The following is a 20,530-nucleotide window of genomic DNA, read 5'->3' as shown; positions in this document are numbered from 1 at the left end:
AAGGTAGCGTCAGGCACGTCGAGGTCTTCCGGATGGGCAGTGTGAGAACTTCCATCCTCGGGAGGCCTCGACCTCTATCCCGGGACCGACGCGCCAGCCCTACCTACACCCTCAACTGCGAAGAGCCGCCAATCCCGGGTTCGCCACAGCAATGGAGCAGCCGTTCCGGCTCATCTGGATGACGCTGGACGATTATGTCGCCCGCTCCACCCACTGGCTGCTGGAAGAGCAACTGCATGCGCTGCGGACGCTGGCCAGCCCGGAACCTTTATAGATTCGGGGGTTCGGGCAGTCGTGGGTGGGCGACATCGGGTTTCAACGGCGCCACATCAGCCGTGGCGCCCGCCGATATGGCAATGTCGACCTCGCCGGCAAACCGATGTGCTGCAATACAACGACGTGCAATGAACCATCGCCGGCACTCGGCGATGGAGATAATCGGCTGGCCGGTCGAGGTGCCGACGAAGGCGAGGACCGGTCCGCATCGCCGGCGGGCGCGTTCGACAAGTGGTGAGCGCAACTCGCCACTCGGTAAGAGATACGCCCTCATCGCCACCGGACAAGGACTCCCTCAGAACATTCGCAGAGTCCGCTCGAGGCGCCTTCTACGTTCAGTCCTGAGGCACCCAGGCGAAGAGAAACCGCCACAGGTAGCCATCCTGGCGTTCCAACAGAAAGTAGCCCCAGCGGGCCACAAAGGTCTGCGCCTCGGACGGGAAGTCCAAGGACAGCTTGTGCGCGCAGTTGATTGCCTCATCATCGTCTTCAGCGTCGAAGGTCTCCAGGACGGTGATACGGCCGGCCAGCAGTCTGTAGCTCGGCATGGCATGGTCCCCCTGGCTGCTCGCGGGCAGCGCCGGGGACGGAACGTGTTGGACACCCCATGGCGAGAGTCAGCACTTATGCTTCAAGTTCGGAGTACATCTGTTAGGCGGCGCCGTCTCCACTGCCCCTGGAGGCGGCGTCGCCCCACGTGAACGTAGGGGCTACCCCGGGGTACCGCTCCCGGTTACCAGGACTGTGAGGCAGTTCACACTGACACTGACCGGACCAGGGTCGAGGCGTCACGGACTAAGTGCATGACCATCCGCTTCCTCGCCGGGATGGACACGCAGAGCCAGCTGAGCGGCGAGAGGGTGCGTGCTGCGGGCAGTAGCCCCCTTGAGTCCGCGACAGGTCCGCAGGACGTCCACAACCGGTCGTCGCCTGACGACGGCGTCCCATGCCTATACACGCAGGTAAAACGGCATGTTATGCGGATATCGTCAGGCCAGCAGTTCACCCTCAAATCATGTCGGGGATCACCCGCCGGAACAGATCACGCGTCGACGGACTCCGGTGCGTTGCCGCGACTCCCCGTATCGGTCGATGTGACGAGGGCGGCTTCGACTTCCGCGATGCGAAGGCTCAACACCTCGTCAGGATCAGTGGACCGCAGGATCTGAAGATAGAGAGTCACGGGGTCCTTGACGCTGGGACGCGACTTCCGAGCCATGTTCGCCTCCGGTGTCCGGTGCCCGGACTCTACAAGCGACCTACGTCTCCGCGCACCAGGGCGCACGCCGCTGAGATCGCCGTGTCGACCTGCTTGTCGTCGAGGTACTTCCCCTGCGGTGCATCCATCGCGACGTCGACCGAGAGAACGCCGAGAACCGCGCCGTCGTCCCCGAGGATCGGGACGGCGCGCACCTCGCCGTACTTCTCCACGATTGCGACGAACTCCTCTCGGGTGAACCGCCCCTTCGTGTCCTTCGGCATCGACGCGAACTGCTTCTCGTCGACCTGCTTGCCGGCCCACGCCTTGGCGATGCTCCGCCTGTACTTGTAGGCGCTGCGCTTCGTGTCCCAGGCCTCACCGATGACGCCCTTGCCCTTGGTCCACTTGACGTCTGTGGGCTGCGGATGGTCGTTGATCCGGAAGCGCAGGACGCGCTCGAGTGTCTGCCGCCGCGTTATCCGCGATCTGTTCACTCGGAAGATGCTGGCTCCCAGGTACGGCAGATCGACACTCTTCGACACCGACAGGGCGTACAGCAGGCCCGCCAGCGTCTTCTGGGCCCGGTGCTGGACGGCCATCCGGCGGGGAGAGTTGAAGCGCCGGTAGGCCAGCCGGATGTTGTCGCCGAAGGTCACCGCACCGAGCGCCACGATGATGATGACCTGCCACATCGGGGACAGTGGAACGAGCTTCCGGGCGGCAAGCAGGTTCAGGACACCGACGGCGAACCCGAAGATGGCGAGGGCAACTCGCCACGTCAGAGCCCAGCGTCGCTTGCTGGCCTTCACAATGCGGTCACGGCGGGTGCGCGGGCGTCGCCCGGTGCGGGGCCTGCGGCCGGCCACCAATGATGGCCTGACCGCTGCGGTCGAGCATCGAGGCGCCCGGGATGGTATCCGGGCACGGAGTCCTTCGCTCATCGTTCGAGGGCGGCAGATCGAGGGGCGAGTTCGATCTCTATCGGCACTGACGATGTCACACGCCGGGGGTGATCCGCTTACATGTCGACACGACACGCCGGGCAGGCACGTCGAAGAAGACCCCGGGGTGTCCCGGGGCCTTCTTCGACATGGTCTGCGGGGGCCACCCGCGATTGGCCCTCGAACGGGCTGGGTCTGAGTTTGCACTGAAATGGGTGAGTTGTCACGAATGTCGGTGGTGTCGTGTACAGCACGTTCCCTGCCAGTGTCCACCGCTTGTGCACAACGTCATCCCCAGGGCGCGCCGCCCTCGGGATCTTGACCGCGTTGGGCAGGCCTCAAAGGCCACCGGCGGGGCGGCAAACCGGTCCTCACCGACGCCGAGCTGCTCTGACCGCCCTGGCCAACGGCTGCAGGGCGGACCATCGATAGTGGCATCCACGATCAGGGCAGTTCAGGCGTCGTCGACAGGCCCTTCCTGCGTTCGCTCATCCGCAGGATGCGGTAGAGGGTCGCTTGGCCGACTCCAACGTTGATCGATGGAAAGGTCCGGCCGGCCGGCCGGCCCCGCCACGCGTGCGCCATGGGCAGCTCGACCGCGGGCCTCTCTGAGGTCATCGACGCGACGCCGAGCGCGAGACAGCTGAGCGCCGGTCCCCTCCCCGACGACTGTCTCTGGCCGGTCCTGGTCAACCCGGCACGAGCCACGCTTCCCCCTCAGTGCTCCTCGGCCGACGCTGACCCCTGCGTGTAGCCCCATCGAGCGTGGCGGGCGCTGGCGTGAGTTGCGGGTTGGTGCCGCCAATCCGTTTCGCGATGTCGTGAGTCTGCGCCCCGGGGAAGGCGCTGCGACAGCCGTGGTCTCCCGGTAGCAGGCAGCACGCATCCCGATTGGCCGTCCCGGGCCGAGAGCTGGTCGGCAGGAATTCTGATCGTGGTCCGCAACGAGTCCGCAGGAAGTCCGCAAGACGTCCAACTGACGCCATGATCAGCCAACGGTGCCAAACCAGAAAAACGCAGGTCAGGCCCGAGTTCCGTCGATCACCGTCAACAGCAAAGCGTCGAGATGCTGTTCGACAACTACCGGTAGGACCCGAGCGGCATGCGGAGCATCCCGCTCGCTGGTTCTACCGGGCAGGGGGGTGCTCGGCGGAGCCGAGGCCTGGCCCGAGCCCGAGCTCGGAGATGGTCCGCATGCCGGTCAGCCCTCGCGGGCCATCTGCTCCAGCCGGGCGATCCGCTCGGGCATGGGTGGGTGGCTGGCGAACATCGACGCCAGGCCCTGCCCGCGGAAGGGGTTGGCGATCATCAGGTGGCTCTGCGCAACCAGCCGTTCCTCCTGCGGCAGCGGGCGGGCAGCGGTGCCCCGCTCGATGACCCGCAGCGCGTCGGCCAGGGCCAGCGGATCCTGGGACAACGCGGCCCCCGACGCGTCGGCCTGGAACTCCCGGCTGCGGCTGACCGCCATCTGGACCAGGCCCGCGGCGATCGGGCCGAGCAGCATGAGCAGGAGCCCCCCGAGGGCGTTGCCGCCGCCGCGGTCCTCGTCGGACCGGCCGCCGAACAGCGACGCGAACATCGCCATGTGCGCCAGGTAGGTGATCACCGTGGCCATCGCACCGGCGACGGAGCTGATCAGGATGTCGCGGTTGTAGACGTGCGAGAGCTCGTGGGCCAGCACACCGCGCAGCTGCCGCCGGTCGAGCAGCTCGAGGATGCCCTGGGTCACGCACACGGCGGCGTTGCGGGGGTTGCGGCCGGTGGCGAAGGCGTTCGGCTGGTTGGTCGGGCTGACGTAGAGGCGGGGCATCGGCTGCCGCGCCTCGGTGGCCAGCTCCCGGACGATCGCGTACAACTGCGGGGCCTGCGTCTCGGTGACCGGGAAGGCCCGCATCGACCGCAAGGCCAGCTTGTCGGAGTTGAAGTACGCGTACCCGTTGACGCCGAGGGCGATCAGCAGCGCGATGAAGAGCCCACCACGGCCACCGATGAGCGCGCCCGCCATCAGGATGAGCCCGCCCATCAGCCCGAGGAGGACGGCGGTCTTCAGTCCGTTGTTCCAGCGTTGCACGTCCGCTCCAACGCCGTCCCCCGACCGCCCGTTCCCGCGCGGGACGGCGCGGAATGCCGGGGCCCCCGGCGCGGTTGGCAGGTGCGAACGCGGTGGGATCCCTCGCTGCTCCAGCGTGTCCGGTTGCACATTCCCGGCGCCGACACACGCACGTAACCTCGCCCGGTGGAGGTAGAACCGCTGATGACTGGCACCAACCCGACCGTCGCGCCGTCGGCCTCGACGGACGACGTGGCCACCCCGGTGTCCAGCTCCGCACCCGGCGGGCTGGTGAAGAGCGTCGTCGAACTCGACCGCGTCGTCATCCGGCTGGCCGGTGACTCCGGCGACGGCATGCAGCTCACGGGCAACCGCTTCACCAGTGAGACGGCGTCCTTCGGCAACGACCTGAAGACGCTGCCGAACTTCCCCGCCGAGATCCGGGCGCCGACGGGGACTCTCCCGGGCGTCAGCTCCTTCCAGCTGCAGTTCGCCGACCACGACGTCATGACGCCGGGCGACGCGCCGGACGTCCTGGTCGCCATGAATCCCGCGGCCCTCAAGGCCAACCTCGCGGAGCTGCCCGGCGGCGGTCTGCTCATCGTCGACGCCGACGAGTTCACGCCGCGGAACCTGGCGAAGGTCGGCTACGCGACCAACCCGCTGGAGGACGGCTCCCTCGAGGGGTGGCAGACGGTCAGCGTGCCGCTGACCTCGATGACCCTCGACGCGCTCGCCGACTCGGGCCTGGGCAAGAAGGAGGCCGAGCGGAGCAAGAACATGTTCACGCTCGGCCTGCTGTCGTGGATGTACCACCGCCCGACCGAGGGCACGATCCGCTTCCTCGAGCGCACGTTCCGCCGGAAGCCGGAGATCGCCGCGGCCAACATCGCCGCGTTCCGGGCCGGCTACAACTACGGGGACACCACCGAGGCGTTCGCCGTCTCCTACGAGATCAAGCCGGCCCCGATGAAGCCGGGCCGCTACCGGAACATCTCCGGCAACCAGGCGCTCGCCCTCGGGCTCGTGGCCGCCGGTCAGCGCTCGGGCCTGCCGGTGTTCCTCGGCGCCTACCCGATCACCCCGGCGTCGGACATCCTGCACGAGCTCTCCCGGCACAAGTCCTTCGGCGTGCGCACCTTCCAGGCCGAGGACGAGATCGCCGGCATCGGCGCGGCCCTCGGCGCCTCGTTCGGCGGCGCGCTCGGGATCACCACGACGTCGGGCCCCGGCGTGGCGCTCAAGGGCGAGACGATCGGCCTGGCGGTCATGACCGAGCTGCCGCTGGTCATCATCGACGTGCAGCGCGGCGGGCCCTCGACCGGCCTGCCCACCAAGACCGAGCAGTCGGACCTGCTGCAGGCGATGTTCGGCCGCAACGGCGAGGCCCCGGTGCCGGTGATCGCGCCGCGCTCCCCCGGCGACTGCTTCGACGCCGCCGTCGAGGCCGCGCGGATCGCACTGGCCTACCGGACGCCGGTCATGCTGCTGTCGGACGGCTACCTGGCCAACGGCGCGGAGCCGTGGGCCATCCCGGACGCCGACTCCCTCCCCGACCTGAAGCCGGCCGTCGACTTCGCCACCGAGCCGAACGGCGAGGACGGCGAGTTCCTCCCTTACCTGCGGGATCCGGATACCCTCGCCCGCGCCTGGGCCATCCCGGGCACCGCGGGCATGCAGCACCGGATCGGCGGGCTGGAGAAGGCCGACCGGACCGGCAACATCTCCTACGACCCGGCCAACCACGACTTCATGACCCGCACGCGTCAGGCCAAGATCGACGGCATCGCCGCGTCGATCCCGCCGACCGACGTCGAGGACCCCGACGGTGACGCCCGCGTCGCCGTCATCGGGTGGGGTTCCACCTACGGCCCCATCGGCGCCGCCTGCCGGCGGATCCGCACCTCCGGCCGCAAGGTCGCCCAGATCCACCTGCGGCACATCAACCCGTTCCCGGCCGACCTCGGCGAGGTCCTGGGCCGGTACGACCGGGTGATCTGCCCGGAGATGAACCTCGGGCAGCTGGCCCTGCTGCTGCGCGCCAAGTACCTGGTCGACGTCCAGAGCCACACCCAGGTGCGCGGGATGCCGTTCCGCTCCGCCGAGCTGGCCGCCGTCATCCAGGACGCCATCGACACCGGAAACCCCGCCGCCGCGAACGGAGCACTCCAGTGAGCACCATCGATCTCGGCATGCCGGCTGGGTCGTCGACCCCGCCCGGTCCCATCGCGGACGCCATCACCGCCTCGGTCGAGAGCCAGGGCGAGAAGCAGACGGCGCTCAAGGGCAAGGACCTCAAGACCGACCAGGAGGTGCGCTGGTGCCCCGGGTGCGGTGACTACGTCATCCTCAACGCGGTCCAGAGCTTCCTGCCCAGCCTCGGCATCGCCCGCGAGGACATGGTGATCGTCTCGGGCATCGGGTGCTCGTCGCGCTTCCCGTACTACATGAACACCTACGGGATGCACTCGATCCACGGCCGCGCCCCGGCGATCGCCACCGGGCTGGCCGCCTCCCGCCCCGACCTGTCGGTCTGGGTCGTCACCGGCGACGGCGACGCGCTGTCCATCGGCGGCAATCACCTGATCCACGCCCTGCGGCGCAACGTCAACATGACGATCCTGCTGTTCAACAACCGGATCTACGGGCTCACCAAGGGCCAGTACTCCCCCACCTCCGAGATCGGGAAGGTCACCAAGTCCACGCCGATGGGCTCGCTGGACCACCCGTTCAACCCGGTGTCGCTGGCTCTCGGCGCCGATGCCACCTTCGTCGGCCGGGCGATGGACTCCGACCGCAAGGGGCTGACCGAGGTGCTGCGGCAGGCCGCCGAGCACCAGGGCACGTCGCTGGTGGAGATCTACCAGAACTGCAACATCTTCAACGACGGGGCGTTCGAGCTGCTCAAGGACCCGGCCACGGGCCCGATGTGGACGATCCCGCTCGAGCACGGCAAGCCGCTGGTGTTCGGCCCGGACGGCGCCTCCTGCGTGGTCCGCGACGACTTCGGTGGGTTGCGGATCGCCGAGACCAACCAGGTCGACGCGAGCGGGATCGTGGTGCACGACGCCACCCGCGAGGACCCGTCCTACGCGTTCGCGCTGTCCCGGCTGTCCTCGCAGGACCTCCGCTACACGCCGATGGGCGTCTTCCGGTCGGTCCAGAAGCCGTCGTACGACGCGATGATGGCCGAGCAGCTGCACGAGGCACAGCTGCAGGGCCCCGGCGAGCTGGACGCCCTGCTCGCCGGTGGGGACACCTGGACCGTCACCGCCTGAACTCCCGCAGCACCGCCGTGAGGACCGGCAGCGCCTCGCGCAGTTCTCGCCGCGTCGGCGCGGCGACCCCACCACCAGCCCGGCCCGGCCCGGTCCGGCCTGGTGGTGCCGGCCGACCCTCGCCGGCGCGGACGACCCGGACCCGGTGTGGGCGGCGTGCTACCGATCCGCACGGTGCTCGGGAGCCGCAGGCCTGCCCTCCGCTGACACCGGGCACCGCGGTGCCGCCTCGGGTCCGGGACCGTTCGCTCCGGCGGGCCGGGTGAGGAGGAGCGCCCCGAGCCCCGGTGGCGTGGCCGGGTCAGTCCATGGCGAACACCGGAGCGGTGCGGAGCGTGTGGCGGAGCACGGCCAGCCGCGGTGCCACGCGCGCGGTCCGGACCTTCGTCCACGCGTGCAGCAGGGCGGTGAGCAGATCCGTCGTCTCCCAGAGCACGACGCGCGGCGCGGTGACCGACGCATGGTTCTGGTACTCGGCGAGGAAGTCGTCGCACAACTCGTCGAGCAGGCCGAGGTGGTCCTCGAGCGCGAGCACCCCGGCCCCCGACCGCGCGGCCTCGGAGAAAGCGCTGATGCCGATGTCGCGCAGCTTCGCGCGAAAACGCCCCAGGTCCAGCGCCGGCTCCGCCCGGCAGGACCCGTCGAAGTCGATGAAACCGACCTGGCCACCGTGCAGCAGGACCTGGGCCGGACGGAAGTCGTGATGCGCGCTGACCAGCAGGTCCGGCGGAACCGACGAGTGCACGTCCGCCAGGCGGCCCAGTAGGGGATCGGCCGCCGAGCCGACCCGGGGCACGGTGGTGGCCAGCCGGGCGACGACCCCCCGGAGCTCCGCCAGCTCCTCGTCCCACGTCGCGACCCGTCCGTACTGCGCCCCGCTGCCGTGCAGCGCGGCCAGCGCGACCGCCGTGCGGGCGAGCATCTCGCGCAGTTCCGCCAGTGAGCCGGACGACCCCGTGGTCAGCACGTCGGTCAGTGCGTCCCGGGCGAGGTCCCTCAGCGTGCGTTCCTCCGGCACGGGCCCCTGGATGAGCACCCGCTCCTCCGGTAGATAGGCGAGCGGCTCGGCCAGGGTCACGACGCCGCTCCGCGCGACGGGCGCCGCCCACAGCGCACGCATCGCCTCCCAGGCCGTCCGCCCCTTGTCGCCCTGGTGCGTCTTGGCGACGAGCGGATCCGGCCCCGGGACGCCGTCCCGGTACTGCATGCGGTAGACGATGGTGCAGCGGCTGCCGGGCTTGTACCGGACGACGTCGGGAACGCAGCCGACGACTTCGGCGTCGTGGCCCGCCTCGCGCAGGCTCCGCTGCAGCACCTCGACGGCCCTGTCCGCCTCGACGAGCGAGGGCAGGGCCGGGAGCGCGGCGTCGGCCACCTCCACCGCCAGGTGCAGTCGCAGGTCGGCGAGGTAGCAGCTCCAGCCGGCTTCTCCCAAGGGAGCGGCCACGCCCTCCGGCGGCGACGGGGAGCCCGGTGGGAGGAGTTGCCCGACGAGGACGAGGTCCTCCGGCCGCCCGTCCCGGACCACCGACACCCGGCAGTGGACCTGCCAGGTGTCGCCCTTCGCGCGCAACCGGTCGATATCCGCGCCGGTCACCTCGATCCGCGGTCCGGGCATCTCCGCGACCACGCCTCGCAGGGCCCCGGCGACGCGTCCCGGTGCCATGACCCCCGCCAGCCAGTCGGGAAGGCCGGCGAACTCCTCGAGCGCCGCAACCACGTCCCTGTCCTCGAGACCTGGCGTCATACCGCCACGCTCCTCATCCAGTCGTTCCCCGCGTCGAGCACATCGGTGGCCGCGCCCAGCCGGTCGTCCTTCAACTGCCGGCAGGCGCTGGCGCCCAGGCGGGCGAGCGCCAGGACGCGGTACGCGGCCGTGCGTGCCAGCAGCAACCGGCGCGCGTCCACGGCCACGTTCCCCGCCCCGGCGGAGGGCGCCTGCACGTCGAGATAAGTCGTGAGGAAGATCCCGGTCAGGTCGGCCAGCAACGGCCACGCCGCCGGGGACCGGCGGATGCCGGCGACGTGCAGGTAGGCCAGGAACCGACCGAGGTCCAGCGCGGGCTCCGCGACGCACAGGGTGTCGACGTCGACGATCCCCGCCCGGCCGGAGTCGTCGAGCAGCACCTGGCCCGGTGTGAGATCACCGTGGGCGAGTACCGGCACGACCGGCCATCCGGTCGCGGACCCGTTCCCCGCGACCGCCTCGAGCGCGCCCACGACCCGACGGCGCAGGTATGCGGCGACCCCCGGCCACACCGGGTCCAGCGCGGTCAGGTCCCGCTCGGCCAGCGCCCGCTCCACGGCGAGGTCGCGTACGGGCAGCCGGGTGCCCCAGGAGTCGCAGGCATGGACGGCGGCAGCGGCGCGGGCCGCCGCCGCGACCGCCTCCTGCAGTCGCCGATCGGCCCCGGGACCGGCCTCGCACGCACGCCTCAGCAGGTCGGGCAGCACCGGACGTCCGGGAATCGCCTCGGTCAGGCCCAACCGCAGCGACGGCACCACGGCGAGCGGCTGCGGGACCACGACGCGCAGCGGCCCGGGCAGGACCCGGAGCCCGGCGCGCAGGACCCGCAGCCCCGCGGCCGTGGTGGCGGCGGAGGAGTCGCCGTACACCTTCCCGAACACGACGGGATGGTGCAGCTCCCCCGCTCCACCGGCACCGGGTGAGAGCCGGTACCGCAGGACGCACCGTTCCTCGCGCGGATAGCGGACGACGTCCACCTCGCAGCGTCCGATCGCGCGCGCGCCACCGGTCCCCGGGACGACCCGGCCCAGGACCTCGCGCATGAGCAGGGGGTCGAGTGCGTGGCGCAGGGTCGGCAGGTCCGGGTCCGCCGGAAAGGGCCGGACGGCGATGCCGGTCCCCGACGCCGGCACCCGCACGAGCAGGAGCCGCTCCGGCCCCGCGGAGGAGAGCTGGACGAGGTAGCGCAGCGTGCAGCCGCCGTCCGGGTGGTAGCGCACCGACCGCACCCGCACCGCCTCGACCGTGGCGTCGGGGACCGACCGCGCCGCCCACGCGCGGGCGCGGGCCAGGGCATGGCCGGGATCCAGTGCCTCGACGACCCGCGGTGAACGGCGGGCGACCGCCGCACGCAGCGCCTCCCCGGGGGGAGTGGCGAGGGCGGTGGCCGTAGTCATGCGGGGGGCCGTTCCAGCGCGGGCGCGGCGGTCGACCCCGAGCCGTCCTGCTGCGGGGGCGTCCGCCCGTTGACGGGCAGCGCGTGCCGGTGGGGCCGGCCGCCGTCCGGCACCGGTGTCCCGTCGGCCTGCAGGCGCCGGATGATCTCCTCGACGGTGGCGCGGTCCTCGGGTCCTCGCCCGTCGTCCGCGCGGCCGCCGGCGTTCCCGGCGGACCAGCGCCGCATCAGTTCCGCGTAGCGCCCGCCGGCACGGGCGAGCTGCGCCGGGCTGCCCTCCTCCGCGATGCCGCCGTTCTCCACGACGAGGACCCGGTCGGCGCACCGGACGAGGTCGGGGTCGTGCGAGATGATGATCGTGGTCGTCCGACGCATGAGCGTCCGCAGGGCTCCGACGACCAGGCGGGTGGAGTCGGCGTCGAGGCCGGTCGTCGGTTCGTCGAGCACCAGGATCGGCGCCTGCCGGATGAAGGCGCGGGCGATGGCGAGGCGCTGGCGCTGTCCTCCGGAGAGCGTCGCCCCCCGTTCCCCGACCTCCGAGTCGTAGCCGTCGGGCAATGCGACGACGAAGTCGTGGGCGTTCGCGAGACGGGCCGCCTGCTCGATCCGCTCGCGAGTCGCTCTCTCGATCCCGTAGCCGATGTTGTCGGCGATCGAGCCGCTGAGCAGCACGGTGTCCTGGAAGACGAGGCTCACCTGCGAGCGGAGCGACTCGAGGGTGTACTCGCGGACGTCCTCGCCGTCGATGCACACCGCGCCGTCGTCGGGGTCGTAGAGCCGCGGGATGAGCTGGGCGATCGTGCTCTTGCCCGCACCGCTGCGCCCGACGAGCGCCACGACCTCCCCCGGCCGGATCTCGAGGTCGACGTCGCGGAGGACCGGCGGGGCGGAGTCATCCGGCTCGGCGTGGTAGGCGAAGGTCACGCTGCGGAAGGCCACCTGTCCGCGGAAGGCCGGAGCCGGCCGGGCGTCGGGTCGGTCCTCCACTGCCGGCACCAGGTCGAGCAGGTCGCTGATGCGGTCGACGCTCGCGAGGACCTTGCCGACCTTGTACCACTCGCTGACGATCTTGCGGGACGGCTTGAACATGTTCTGCGCGACCAGCACGAAGAAGACCAGGGTGCCGACGGAGATGGCCGCACTGTCGACCAGCAGCACCCCGATCCACACGATCGCGGAGATCGTGAAGGCTTCGAGCAGCGCGATGACGAAGCTGAACTGCGCCTGGACCGTCGCCACTCCCACGGCAGCGCGCATGCTCTTGTCCGTCTGCTCCGAGAAGCGCTCCAGGTCCACGCTGCCTCGGCCGTAGCTCTGCACCAGCCGGATCGAGGTCAGCATCTCCTGGGTGGTGGACGCCAGCTCGCCCTCCCGGGCGCGCTGCGTCTTCGACAGCGCCTTCATCCGCCGTGAGAAGTAGTCGGAGACGAGCGCCAGCGTGGGGATGACCACCACGGCGATGAGCGCGACGGTCCACTCCTTCCACAGGAGGACCCCGACCGTGCCCACGAGCACCAGGAAGCTGCCGAGCAGGTTGCTCAGGGACTTGACGACGAAGTCCTCCACCACGAGGACGTCGCCCGTCACGCGGGTCAGGACGTCACCGGTGCGGCGCCTGTCGTGGTAGGCCAGCGAGAGCCGCTGGAGGTGCGAGTACATCGCGACGCGGATGTTGTAGCCGAGCATCCGGCCGCCGCGCGCCAGGCACACCTCGGCGAGCGAGTCGGCCGCGCTGTTGACCGCGGCGAGCAGCACGATGCCCACGATCAGCAGGGCGATCGTCTCGGCTCGCTCCGACCGCCCGAAGCCCGGCCAACCGAGCTCCCGGAGCGCCGCGGCGCTGCCCTGCAGGTAGTCGATGAGGTAGGCGATGGGAATGGGCTCGACGACCGCGGCGAGGGCCTCCACGAGGAGCAGCAGCGATCCCAGGGCGAACGGCCGCCGTCCACCGTGGAAGCGGCGGAGGAGCGCGAACCCGCGGCGGTAGTCCGAGAGCCGCACCCGCTGGGGCGACGAGGGCTTCTCGGGAACCCTCGTGTCGGACGGCACTCCCGCCGTCGCCGAGCGGATCGCACTCATCGGTTTGCGCCCGACCGGTCCAGACGGGCGTGCGCGTGCTCCACGAGCGCCCGGGTCAGCGGCGACCTCGGTGCCCGGGCGAAGCACCGGAGCGCCTTGCGCTCCAGGGCGACCGCTTCGTACCACGCGATCCGCCGCCGCAGGTCGTCGTCCGACGCTCCTCCCGCTGCGGTCAGGTACCCGGCGAGGAACACCTCCGCGAGAGCGCCCTGCACCGCCGCGGCCGGCGGTGTGGTCCGGCGCGCCAGCGCGTCCCGGATCCCGTGCTGGCGCAGCGTGGCCAGGAAGATCCCCACGTCGCCGGCGGGGTCGGCCCGTCCGCACGAGTCGAGGTCCAGCAGCACGACCTCCCGCTCCCCGCGCAGGAGGAACTGGCTGGGCTTGCAGTCCCCGTGCACGAGCCCGACGACCCCTCCCGGGACGTCGTCCCTCGTCGCGGTGAGCCGGTTGGCGAGATCCACGAGAGCGGCACCGGTCCCACGGTCGACCTGCGCCACCCGGCGTCCGCGGGTGACGAAGCGGGCCAGCTCGGCGTCGATGACGCGGGTGCGGCCGCTGACGACGGGCTGAGCGTGGAACGCGGCGAGCGCCGCGGCGGCCCGCTCGAGCGCGCGCCCCGGCGCGGTGCCCGGACGGCGGAGCACCTCGTCGAGGCGGACGCCGGCGACGTGCTCCTGGACGACCAGCGACAGATCGGGCAGGTGGGCGCGCACGGCTGCGAAGCGCAGCGGTGCGGCCGGATCGGCAGTGGCGTCGAGCAGCACCGCCTCCGCCGCGACCGCCGCCGCCTTCCCGCCGTCGTGATAGCTCTTGACGACGAACCGCTGCGCGCGGGCGGCCGACGTCCCCGACCGACCACGGACCTGCACCGCCAGGGTCGCCCGCTTGCCGGGCCGGTAGCGCACGAGGTCCACGCGGCACCGGACGATCGGGCCCCCACCGTGCAGGGCGTCCCCCAGCGCCGCACCGAGCGCGCGGCGCAGCCTCGCCGGGTCCGCCACGTCGGCCAGCCCGGGCAGATCCGGATCGTGCGGGTAGACGGACAGCCGCACCCCGGGGGCCACGACGGCCCGCGAGAAGCCCTCGTCCCCCGTGACATCGGCCAGCAGATCACCACGCACGAGCCGGTCACCGGCACGGTAGAGGACGGTGCACCGCACGCCGGGCTCGAACTTGGCGTCCAGGACGTGGCATCGGCCGTGTCCCCCCGCGCCGATCGCCGCGCTGAGGCGGGGACCCATGACGTGGGCATCCATCATCTCCTCGACGCGACGCAGCGGGACCGGGGGCGTCGCGGCGCCGGGCAGCCGCAGAGGAGTCATGGCGCCGTCGCTCCGGCGAACACGGCGGACAGCCGGCAGGCGGCCGAGCGGACGTCGAAACGCTGCTCGACCATGCGGCGTCCGGCGTCGCCCAGCCTCCAGCGGCAGGCCTCGTCGGCGACCAGCGCGGTGAGGTGACGGGCCAGTGTCCCGACGTCGCGCGGGGAGGCGACCAGGCCGTTCACGCGGTGCCGCACCGCCTCCGGTATCCCGCCCGCGTCGGTGGTGACGACCGGCAGGCCGCACGCCATCGCCTCGACGATGACGTTCGGCACACCATCCCGGTCGCCGTCGGCCGTCACGCAGGGAGTGAGCGCGAAGATGTCGGCCCGCTGATAGGCGCGCAGGATCTCCTCCGCGTCGCGCTCCCCCACCAGCTCGACCTCGTCGTGCAGCCCGAGCCGGTCGCGGAGGTCGACGAGATCGGCCCGCATCGGTCCGTCCCCGTAGATGCGCAGCCGGAAGGGCGCGGTCGTCGTCTCCTTCACCCGCAGGCAGGCGTGCAACAGATCGGCGAACCCCTTCTTCTCGACCAGCCGTCCGACGGAGACGATCTCGACCGGGGAACCGGCGCCGGTCCGCGGTGCGGGGACGAAGCGGTCGACCTCGACGCCGTGGTGGACGAGGTGCACGCGGGGATGGAGCGACGCCGGCAGCACCGAGTGCAGGTAGTCGACGTTGGCGGCGCAGCAGGTCACCACTGCCGTCGCGCCGCGGACGCGGGTGCGCAGGTTGCCGGCCCGGGTCTGGTAGAGGTCGCGCGCGTGGGCGGTGACGCTGTACGGCACGCGGGTCAGCCGGCTGGTGAACAGCACCGTGAGGGCCGGGTCGTGCGCGAAGTGCGCGTGCAGGTGGTCGAACGGCGTACCGCGCAGGCGGGCCCGGTGGACCTCCGCGCCGAGTCGCACCGCGGCGGCGAAGCAGCCGAGGGTCGACAGCGTCGCGTAGCCGCGGGTCAGGTGCGGCCGGAGCGCCGCGAACACCGTCGTCGCCGCATAGGCACGGGGCGCCGAGCGCGCCACGAGGGCATGATCACGCATCGCGGCGCGCCAGGGACGCGGACGACGCTGGTCGAGGTAGTGGACCGGCGCGGTCACGGACCCGACCTGCGGCTGCACGAGCGGCTCCCCCGAGCGCGTCAGGCTGTAGAGCTCGAGCCGGGTCCCCAGCTTCTCCTGGGCGATCACCTCGTCGACGACGAAGGTCTGCGACAGCCGGGGCCAGCTGCGCACGAGGTACATCACATGTCGAGGCACGCCACTCCCCTCCGGAGCGCCGACGTCAGAGCCGTCGCCCGCTCCTGACCGGGCGCCGGGCGCACCGGGCCCCGTTCCGTGACGAGCTGCTTGGCGATCTTCAGGTTCGTGTAGGCGCCGAAGAAGGCCACGCGCACCTCCGGCGCGGGGCCGGGGAGCGCGCCGTAGGCATCGAGGAAGGCGGCCCGGATCTCGACCGCTCGGGGCGACGGGAAGGCGTCGAGACAGGCGGTGAGGTGCGCGACGTCGAGAGCGGGATCGCCCATGCGGGCCTCGTCGAGGTCGATGACGGCGACGCCGTCGGGCACGACGAGTACATGACCGGCGTGGAAGTCCTTGTGGATCGGCACCTCCGGCAGGGCCGGCAGCTCCGCGGCAGCGGCGGCCAGCCGTTCGGCCAGGAGATGGGCCGCTGCCCGGGCCTCTGGCGCCCTGTCCCCCACGCACGCCGCCCACGTCCCGACGTCGACCAGCTCGTGGGTGAGGTCCAGGCGGCGGGCGAGCACGGCTGCGGAGCCGTGCAGCGTGGCCAGCCATCGGGCGGCCAGGCCGGCTGCGGGTACGCCGTTCCCGGCGGCCGGCTGGTCGAGCGCGGTACCGGCCACCTCCCGGTACAGCACCATGCGCTGCGCGGGGAGGTGGCAGACCGGTGCGGGGACGGTGCACGTCGGCGTCCCCGCGAAGACCTCGCCGTGGAGCAGCCGGAGGTTGTCGTAGGCGATGGAGGACCGGTGCCGATCGGCGTAGCTCTTCCCGACCAGCGCCACGGGGCCGCCGACGAGACCCTCGACCTCGTACCGCACGACCCGTCGTCGGCCCGCCGCGACGGCGAGGGGCCGGGCATGGACCACGCGGAGGCCGTCGGCGGCCCGCAGGGCGGGCACGCGGCGCAGGACGTCGGTCATCCGGTCGGCGTCGAGGGGGTCCACTGACGGCGGCGAGCCCGGCTGTGCTCCCTGGCCGGGTATCCCGACGGCGGCCACCGGGGCCACGAGCATGCCGGCGCGGCCCAGGAGTTCGGGGACGGAGCCCCACTCCGTGGTGGCGAGGCCCCGGAAGCGACGGCCCGCGATCTTCGCCATCGCCGCCGCGGTCCACCACACGACGGCCTCGGTGTCCAGCCTCGCCCGGCCGTCGGCGTACCCGGCGAGGAACACCTCCTGCAGCGCAGCGGCCAGGCCCGGTTCCAGCGCGCCGCGAACGGCTGCCCACGACAGGTAGGCGAACGCGTTCCCGGCATCCCGCGCCGGGTCAGAACTGCTCACCGTGTCCAGGTCGAGGAGGGAGAGGACGCCGTCGGCCAGCAGCACCTGGCCGCTGCGGAAGGCGCCGTGGGAGAACACCGGCTGCTCCTCGGCCGGCAGCACGTCGGCGAGGCGGTCCAGCAGCGTGGCGAGCCGGCGCCCGACCGCGGGATCGGCATGGCACGTGGCGGGCAGCAGGAGCTCCAGGGCGCTCAGCTCGTCCTCCGCGCTCCACCGCGGTCCGGTCGCCCACGGCGTCGCGTGGATCCGGGCGAGCAGTTGCCCGAGGAGTTCGGCGTAGCCGAGACGTTCCCGCTCGGGAAGCGCGTCGTCCCTGAGCACGCCGGAGAGGTCGCGTCCGGGTGCTGCCTGCTGGACGACCGCGCCGAGATCGCGCCACACGGCCACGACGTCGGGCACGGGAGCGGGCGCTCCCCGTCCGCGCGCCCATGCGGAGATGGCCGCGGCCGCCGCCGCGTAGCGCTCGCAGCCCTCGGCCAGGACCTTGGCGTAGAGCCTCGTCCGGCCGGGTGCCGCCTCGACGTCGTACGCCACGACCGCCCGGGTTGCGGGACGGTAGGCGATCGGCGTGATCGCGCAGGCACGGATCCGGGTCCCGAGCAGCACGGCCAGGCGGTCGCTCACGTGAGCCGGGTTCAGCGCGGCGGCCAGGCCGGGGAGCCCGGGATCGTCCGCCGGGGCCTCGACCGTGGTTCCCGAGGGCGTGATGACGTATGCGATCAGCGTCGTCCTCCGCCCGGGGGCCCGGACCTCGTGGACCACACGGCATCGGCGCCGGGGCAGCCACTCGACGTGGAGGACACGGCAGTCGTCCTCGGGGGCCGTGCCGGGTGGATGCGCCGACAGGGCTCGGGACAGGTCGGGCAGTGCCGGGTCCAGCGCGGGAGCCGGAGCGACCACGGCCGTCACGGGCCCGGCTCCTCGGCCAGCGTGATCACGGCCGCGTCCACCAGGCGGGTGGCGCGCTCCTCCCAGCCGGGATCCTGGATCGGCACGCGTCGCGCGGCGATCCGCAACTGCAGCAGGGTGTCGAACGCCCGTGCCCGGGCCGCGCGCGCCGGGTCCACCGCGCCGTACCCGTCGAGGAAGGCCGCGTGCAGCCGCGCCCGCACAGCGGCGTCCCCCGCCGACCACCAGCGCAGGTCCGCGAAGAACTTGCCCACGTCGGCGGCGGGATCCCCGCGTCCGCACCGGTCGAAGTCCAGCAGGTGCACCCGGGAACCGCTGACGACGAGGTTGTCGCACTTGAAGTCGCCGTGCACCAGCGTCGGCGCCTCGACGGGAAGCGCGGCGATCGACTCCAGCACCCGGCCGACCGTGCGGCGCAACCGTGCCCCCACGGCCGGCGCCAGGACGTCGACGACCTCGGCCGTCCGGAGCGTCTCAGCGGCCTGCCCGAAGGCGTCGGGGCAACTCCGCGGCTCCTCGGCCGATCCGTCGGCGGACCCGGCGTCGTGCAGCACCCGCAGGGTCGAACCGGCCGCCTGCACGACGTCGACGGCGCCCCGGCCGGACAGGGTGATCACCTCGGACAGCGGCGTGCCGGGCACCTCGGGCCAGAGAGCGGCGCGCTCCGCCGGCGAGTAGGCACCGGGACCCGGAGGGGTCACGACCGCCTCGCCTCCGGCAGCGGCGAAGGCCGCGGCGGCCCGCGCGGCCGCCCCCACCGTCCGCCGTCCGGTGTCGTCGCGGTAGACCTTGGCGAACACTGCGGAGCCGTCCACGCCGGCGCCCACCCGCAGGACGTGGCGATGTCCCGGCCGGTAGCGGACGGTCTCGACGGTGACGTCTCCGGTCGCCACCTCGCCGAAGGGCCCGGCGGGGAACGCCCTCGCGAGGAGGTCGTGCAGATGTGCCGGGTCGTGCAGCCGCACCAACTGGGGGAAGGCCTCGTCGACCGGCGCCACGGAGACGGTCATCCTGCCGTCGCCCGTGGTGGCCCACGACCGGCGGAACGGCGCGAGCACCCCCCGCCGTCGCGCCTCGGCCTCGCTGCTGGCATGCCGGCCGGGCGCCGGGAGGCCCGACGCCACCCAGGTGACCAAGATGCGGCGCTCGAGCCCGCCGGGGGACAGCACCACGCCGTACTCGGCCGTCAGCTTGCGTCCCGGCTTGAGCTTCGCACGGACCAGGTGCAGCTCCGCATCGGTGCCGACCGGCAGGCAGCGCCGCACGGCGTCGCGGACCTCGCCCGGCGCGACCAGGCCGAGGAACTCGGCGACCGGCCGGTGCCCCCCGCCGGCGGCGAGCGCGCGGTCGAGTGCGGAGGAGCATCCGGAGACTGCGGACCGGGCGGCCATCGTCATGCCAGCAGGTAGTCGCCGTCGGGCACGTCCGCGACCGAGGACATGCGGCTCGACGTCGGGTCGAGCGACTCGATCAGCCACTCGGTACCCGTAGTGCGCCCCGACAGGTCCGGGGGACGTACCGGCCTCATGGCCGACCGGGTGTGCAGGGCGTCGATGACCGCGCAGCCCAGGGACTCCGCATCCAGATCCGCCGGACGCAGCCAGTCGACCCACCCGCGCTCGGCGAACAACCGGGCACGCATCTGCTGCTCGGCGCTCGGCCCCGGACGAGGGACCAGCAGCGCCGGCGTTCCGACCGAGAGGATCTCCGCCGTGGTGTTGTACCCCGCCATCGCCACGACCAGATCGGCCGACGCGGCGTAGGCCACGGCGTCCGACACCGACGCGAGGACGGTGACGGGGAGGTCCTCGGCGCGCCGGACCAGGTCCAGTTGCCGCTCGGCGGGCAGGAACGGGCCGGTGACCAGGACGACGTGGCAGCGGCCGGCCGCCTGCATGGCCGGCACGGCGGCGAGGAGTGCGTCGAACAGCGGATAGGCGTCGGCGCCACCCCCGGCCATGGCGACGACGAGGGAGCCCTCGCCCCCGTCGTCGAGATACCGGGACCGTACGGACTCGGGCACGACCGGCGGTGGGGAGCAGACGTAACCGCAGTACCGGATCTTCGACCTCGCGGCATCGGGCCAGCCGTACTCGGCGGCGACGTCGAAGACGTCCGACGAGCCGTACACCAGCACCCGGTCGTAGTAGCGTTCGACAGCTTCGAACGCACCTTCCAGTTGCCACCGTTCCCGTACGACCGAGGGCGCGTCGAGGATGTCGCGCAGGCCGAGGACGACGACGGTCGACTCGTCTCTCAGCAGCTCGAGCGTCGGCACGAGCTCGCCCATGGCGCCGTGCGGCATGTGGTCCACGAGGAGCACGTCGGGACGGAAGGCCTGGACCGTGGACCGCAGGATCGCCCGCCGCACGTCGAGGACGTCGGCGAACGAGGAGGCCAGCGAGACCGGCCGCCAGTTCCCGGGGCCGACCTTCTGCACCGACGGGAGCTTGCAGTAGTCGTGTCCCGTCGCCGACGCGAAGAACTTCCCGAGGGGCGAGTCCGAGACGGTGAGGGCGCTCGCACCGGGGCACCGGTTCAGGAACTCGTTCGCCAGCAGGGTGGTGCGTCGCTGGTGGCCCAGGCCCAATCCGTCCTGCGAATAGATGAGCAGCCGCGGCTCGTGTGCGTCGCTCACGACATGCCCCGCAGGAGCTGGTCGCGGCCGACCCCGGCCCGGCTGCCGACCCCGTCGGCAGCCAGCAGCAGTCCGGTCCGGGTACCGGCCGAGGAGTGGACCAGCGCGTCGGGATCGATGAAGTCCGCGATACCGGTCAGTAGTACGCAACCCACATCCGCCCCCGGGAGAG

General features: G+C 72.1%; 17 protein-coding genes. 4 read left to right on the top strand and 13 right to left on the bottom strand.

From position 1 onward, the window contains the following. Window positions 1–151 precede the first annotated feature (151 nt). Both QOZ86_RS04495 and QOZ86_RS04490 read left to right on the top strand, forming a co-directional pair. Window positions 152–274 carry a hypothetical protein gene (locus tag QOZ86_RS04495; protein ID WP_284490750.1) on the top strand — a complete coding sequence of 41 codons (123 nt, stop codon included), beginning with the start codon at window positions 152–154 and terminating at the stop codon, window positions 272–274. 24 nt (window positions 275–298) lie between these two features. After that, window positions 299–514: a hypothetical protein gene (locus QOZ86_RS04490; protein ID WP_284490749.1), complete on the top strand. Its 216-nt coding sequence runs from the start codon at window positions 299–301 to the stop codon at window positions 512–514. Window positions 515–611: 97 nt separating this feature from the next. On the opposite strand, the gene QOZ86_RS04485 is transcribed toward QOZ86_RS04490, so the two are convergent. The 4 genes from QOZ86_RS04485 to htpX all read right to left on the bottom strand — a co-directional run bounded on the left by QOZ86_RS04485 (window position 612) and on the right by htpX (window position 4,489). After that, window positions 612–824 carry a hypothetical protein gene (locus QOZ86_RS04485; RefSeq protein WP_284490748.1) on the bottom strand — a complete coding sequence of 71 codons (213 nt, stop codon included), beginning with the start codon at window positions 822–824 and terminating at the stop codon, window positions 612–614. Window positions 825–1,524: 700 nt separating this feature from the next. Continuing rightward, window positions 1,525–2,169: a hypothetical protein gene (locus tag QOZ86_RS04480; protein WP_284490747.1), complete on the bottom strand. Its 645-nt coding sequence runs from the start codon at window positions 2,167–2,169 to the stop codon at window positions 1,525–1,527. A 693-nt stretch (window positions 2,170–2,862) separates the two neighbouring features. Continuing rightward, window positions 2,863–3,036, bottom strand: a complete 174-nt coding sequence (locus QOZ86_RS04475; RefSeq protein WP_284490746.1) for a hypothetical protein — start codon at window positions 3,034–3,036, stop codon at window positions 2,863–2,865. Window positions 3,037–3,619: 583 nt separating this feature from the next. Continuing rightward, a complete protein-coding gene (gene htpX / locus QOZ86_RS04470; RefSeq protein WP_284490745.1) occupies window positions 3,620–4,489 on the bottom strand; it encodes a zinc metalloprotease HtpX in 870 nt (289 codons plus the stop codon). 165 nt (window positions 4,490–4,654) lie between these two features. Between htpX and QOZ86_RS04465 the strand changes: the two genes are divergently transcribed. Beyond that, window positions 4,655–6,643, top strand: a complete 1,989-nt coding sequence (locus QOZ86_RS04465) for a 2-oxoacid:acceptor oxidoreductase subunit alpha (protein ID WP_284490744.1) — start codon at window positions 4,655–4,657, stop codon at window positions 6,641–6,643. Beyond that, the gene (locus tag QOZ86_RS04460) at window positions 6,640–7,746 is read left to right on the top strand and encodes a 2-oxoacid:ferredoxin oxidoreductase subunit beta (RefSeq protein ID WP_284490743.1); all 1,107 of its coding nucleotides are present in this window, start codon (window positions 6,640–6,642) and stop codon (window positions 7,744–7,746) included. The genes QOZ86_RS04465 and QOZ86_RS04460 overlap by 4 nt, the downstream gene beginning before the upstream one ends. A 301-nt stretch (window positions 7,747–8,047) precedes the next feature. Here QOZ86_RS04460 and QOZ86_RS04455 read toward each other — a convergent pair whose 3' ends face one another. Genes QOZ86_RS04455 through QOZ86_RS04415 form a run of 9 tightly spaced genes read right to left on the bottom strand, consistent with a single transcriptional unit; the run spans window position 8,048 to window position 20,513 of the window. After that, window positions 8,048–9,493: a phosphotransferase gene (locus QOZ86_RS04455; RefSeq protein WP_284490742.1), complete on the bottom strand. Its 1,446-nt coding sequence runs from the start codon at window positions 9,491–9,493 to the stop codon at window positions 8,048–8,050. Further along, on the bottom strand, window positions 9,490–10,890 hold the full coding sequence (locus tag QOZ86_RS04450) for a phosphotransferase (RefSeq protein ID WP_284490741.1): 1,401 nt from the start codon (window positions 10,888–10,890) through the stop codon (window positions 9,490–9,492). The genes QOZ86_RS04455 and QOZ86_RS04450 overlap by 4 nt, the downstream gene beginning before the upstream one ends. Continuing rightward, complete coding sequence (locus tag QOZ86_RS04445) at window positions 10,887–12,968, bottom strand: ABC transporter ATP-binding protein (RefSeq protein WP_284490740.1); 2,082 nt, start codon at window positions 12,966–12,968, stop codon at window positions 10,887–10,889. The genes QOZ86_RS04450 and QOZ86_RS04445 overlap by 4 nt, the downstream gene beginning before the upstream one ends. Next, window positions 12,965–14,290 (bottom strand): phosphotransferase family protein, encoded by a 1,326-nt coding sequence (locus QOZ86_RS04440; protein ID WP_284490739.1) that lies wholly within the window; start codon window positions 14,288–14,290, stop codon window positions 12,965–12,967. Before QOZ86_RS04440 ends, QOZ86_RS04445 begins: the two co-directional genes overlap by 4 nt. Further along, window positions 14,287–15,546 (bottom strand): glycosyltransferase family 4 protein, encoded by a 1,260-nt coding sequence (locus tag QOZ86_RS04435; RefSeq protein WP_284490738.1) that lies wholly within the window; start codon window positions 15,544–15,546, stop codon window positions 14,287–14,289. Before QOZ86_RS04435 ends, QOZ86_RS04440 begins: the two co-directional genes overlap by 4 nt. After that, window positions 15,531–17,720 (bottom strand): phosphotransferase family protein, encoded by a 2,190-nt coding sequence (locus tag QOZ86_RS04430; RefSeq protein ID WP_284490737.1) that lies wholly within the window; start codon window positions 17,718–17,720, stop codon window positions 15,531–15,533. The genes QOZ86_RS04435 and QOZ86_RS04430 overlap by 16 nt, the downstream gene beginning before the upstream one ends. Then, window positions 17,717–19,117 carry a phosphotransferase enzyme family protein gene (locus QOZ86_RS04425; RefSeq protein ID WP_284490736.1) on the bottom strand — a complete coding sequence of 467 codons (1,401 nt, stop codon included), beginning with the start codon at window positions 19,115–19,117 and terminating at the stop codon, window positions 17,717–17,719. The genes QOZ86_RS04430 and QOZ86_RS04425 overlap by 4 nt, the downstream gene beginning before the upstream one ends. Continuing rightward, entirely contained in the window at window positions 19,114–20,358 is a 1,245-nt protein-coding gene (locus QOZ86_RS04420; protein WP_284490735.1) for a glycosyltransferase family protein, read from the bottom strand. Before QOZ86_RS04420 ends, QOZ86_RS04425 begins: the two co-directional genes overlap by 4 nt. Then, the gene (locus QOZ86_RS04415; protein WP_284490734.1) at window positions 20,355–20,513 is read right to left on the bottom strand and encodes a hypothetical protein; all 159 of its coding nucleotides are present in this window, start codon (window positions 20,511–20,513) and stop codon (window positions 20,355–20,357) included. Before QOZ86_RS04415 ends, QOZ86_RS04420 begins: the two co-directional genes overlap by 4 nt. Window positions 20,514–20,530 lie beyond the last annotated feature (17 nt).

It is taken from the genome of Blastococcus capsensis (assembly GCF_030165005.1).
Classification (GTDB): Bacteria; Actinomycetota; Actinomycetes; order Mycobacteriales; family Geodermatophilaceae; genus Blastococcus; species Blastococcus capsensis.
The sequence above is the reverse complement of the archived record's forward strand: the minus strand, read 5'-3'. Positions and strand labels throughout refer to the sequence as shown.

What these genes read in the sequence shown, in the direction of transcription:
- QOZ86_RS04495 (WP_284490750.1), top strand. Translation starts at nt 152, where the DNA reads ATGGAGCAGCCGTTCCGGCTCATCTGGATGACGCTGGACGATTATGTC.
- QOZ86_RS04450 (WP_284490741.1), bottom strand. Translation starts at nt 10,890, where the DNA reads ATGACTACGGCCACCGCCCTCGCCACTCCCCCCGGGGAGGCGCTGCGT.
- QOZ86_RS04445 (WP_284490740.1), bottom strand. Translation starts at nt 12,968, where the DNA reads ATGAGTGCGATCCGCTCGGCGACGGCGGGAGTGCCGTCCGACACGAGG.
- QOZ86_RS04425 (WP_284490736.1), bottom strand. Translation starts at nt 19,117, where the DNA reads ATGACGATGGCCGCCCGGTCCGCAGTCTCCGGATGCTCCTCCGCACTC.
- QOZ86_RS04475 (WP_284490746.1), bottom strand. Translation starts at nt 3,036, where the DNA reads ATGACCTCAGAGAGGCCCGCGGTCGAGCTGCCCATGGCGCACGCGTGG.
- QOZ86_RS04485 (WP_284490748.1), bottom strand. Translation starts at nt 824, where the DNA reads ATGCCGAGCTACAGACTGCTGGCCGGCCGTATCACCGTCCTGGAGACC.
- QOZ86_RS04455 (WP_284490742.1), bottom strand. Translation starts at nt 9,493, where the DNA reads ATGACGCCAGGTCTCGAGGACAGGGACGTGGTTGCGGCGCTCGAGGAG.
- QOZ86_RS04440 (WP_284490739.1), bottom strand. Translation starts at nt 14,290, where the DNA reads ATGACTCCTCTGCGGCTGCCCGGCGCCGCGACGCCCCCGGTCCCGCTG.
- QOZ86_RS04480 (WP_284490747.1), bottom strand. Translation starts at nt 2,169, where the DNA reads ATGTGGCAGGTCATCATCATCGTGGCGCTCGGTGCGGTGACCTTCGGC.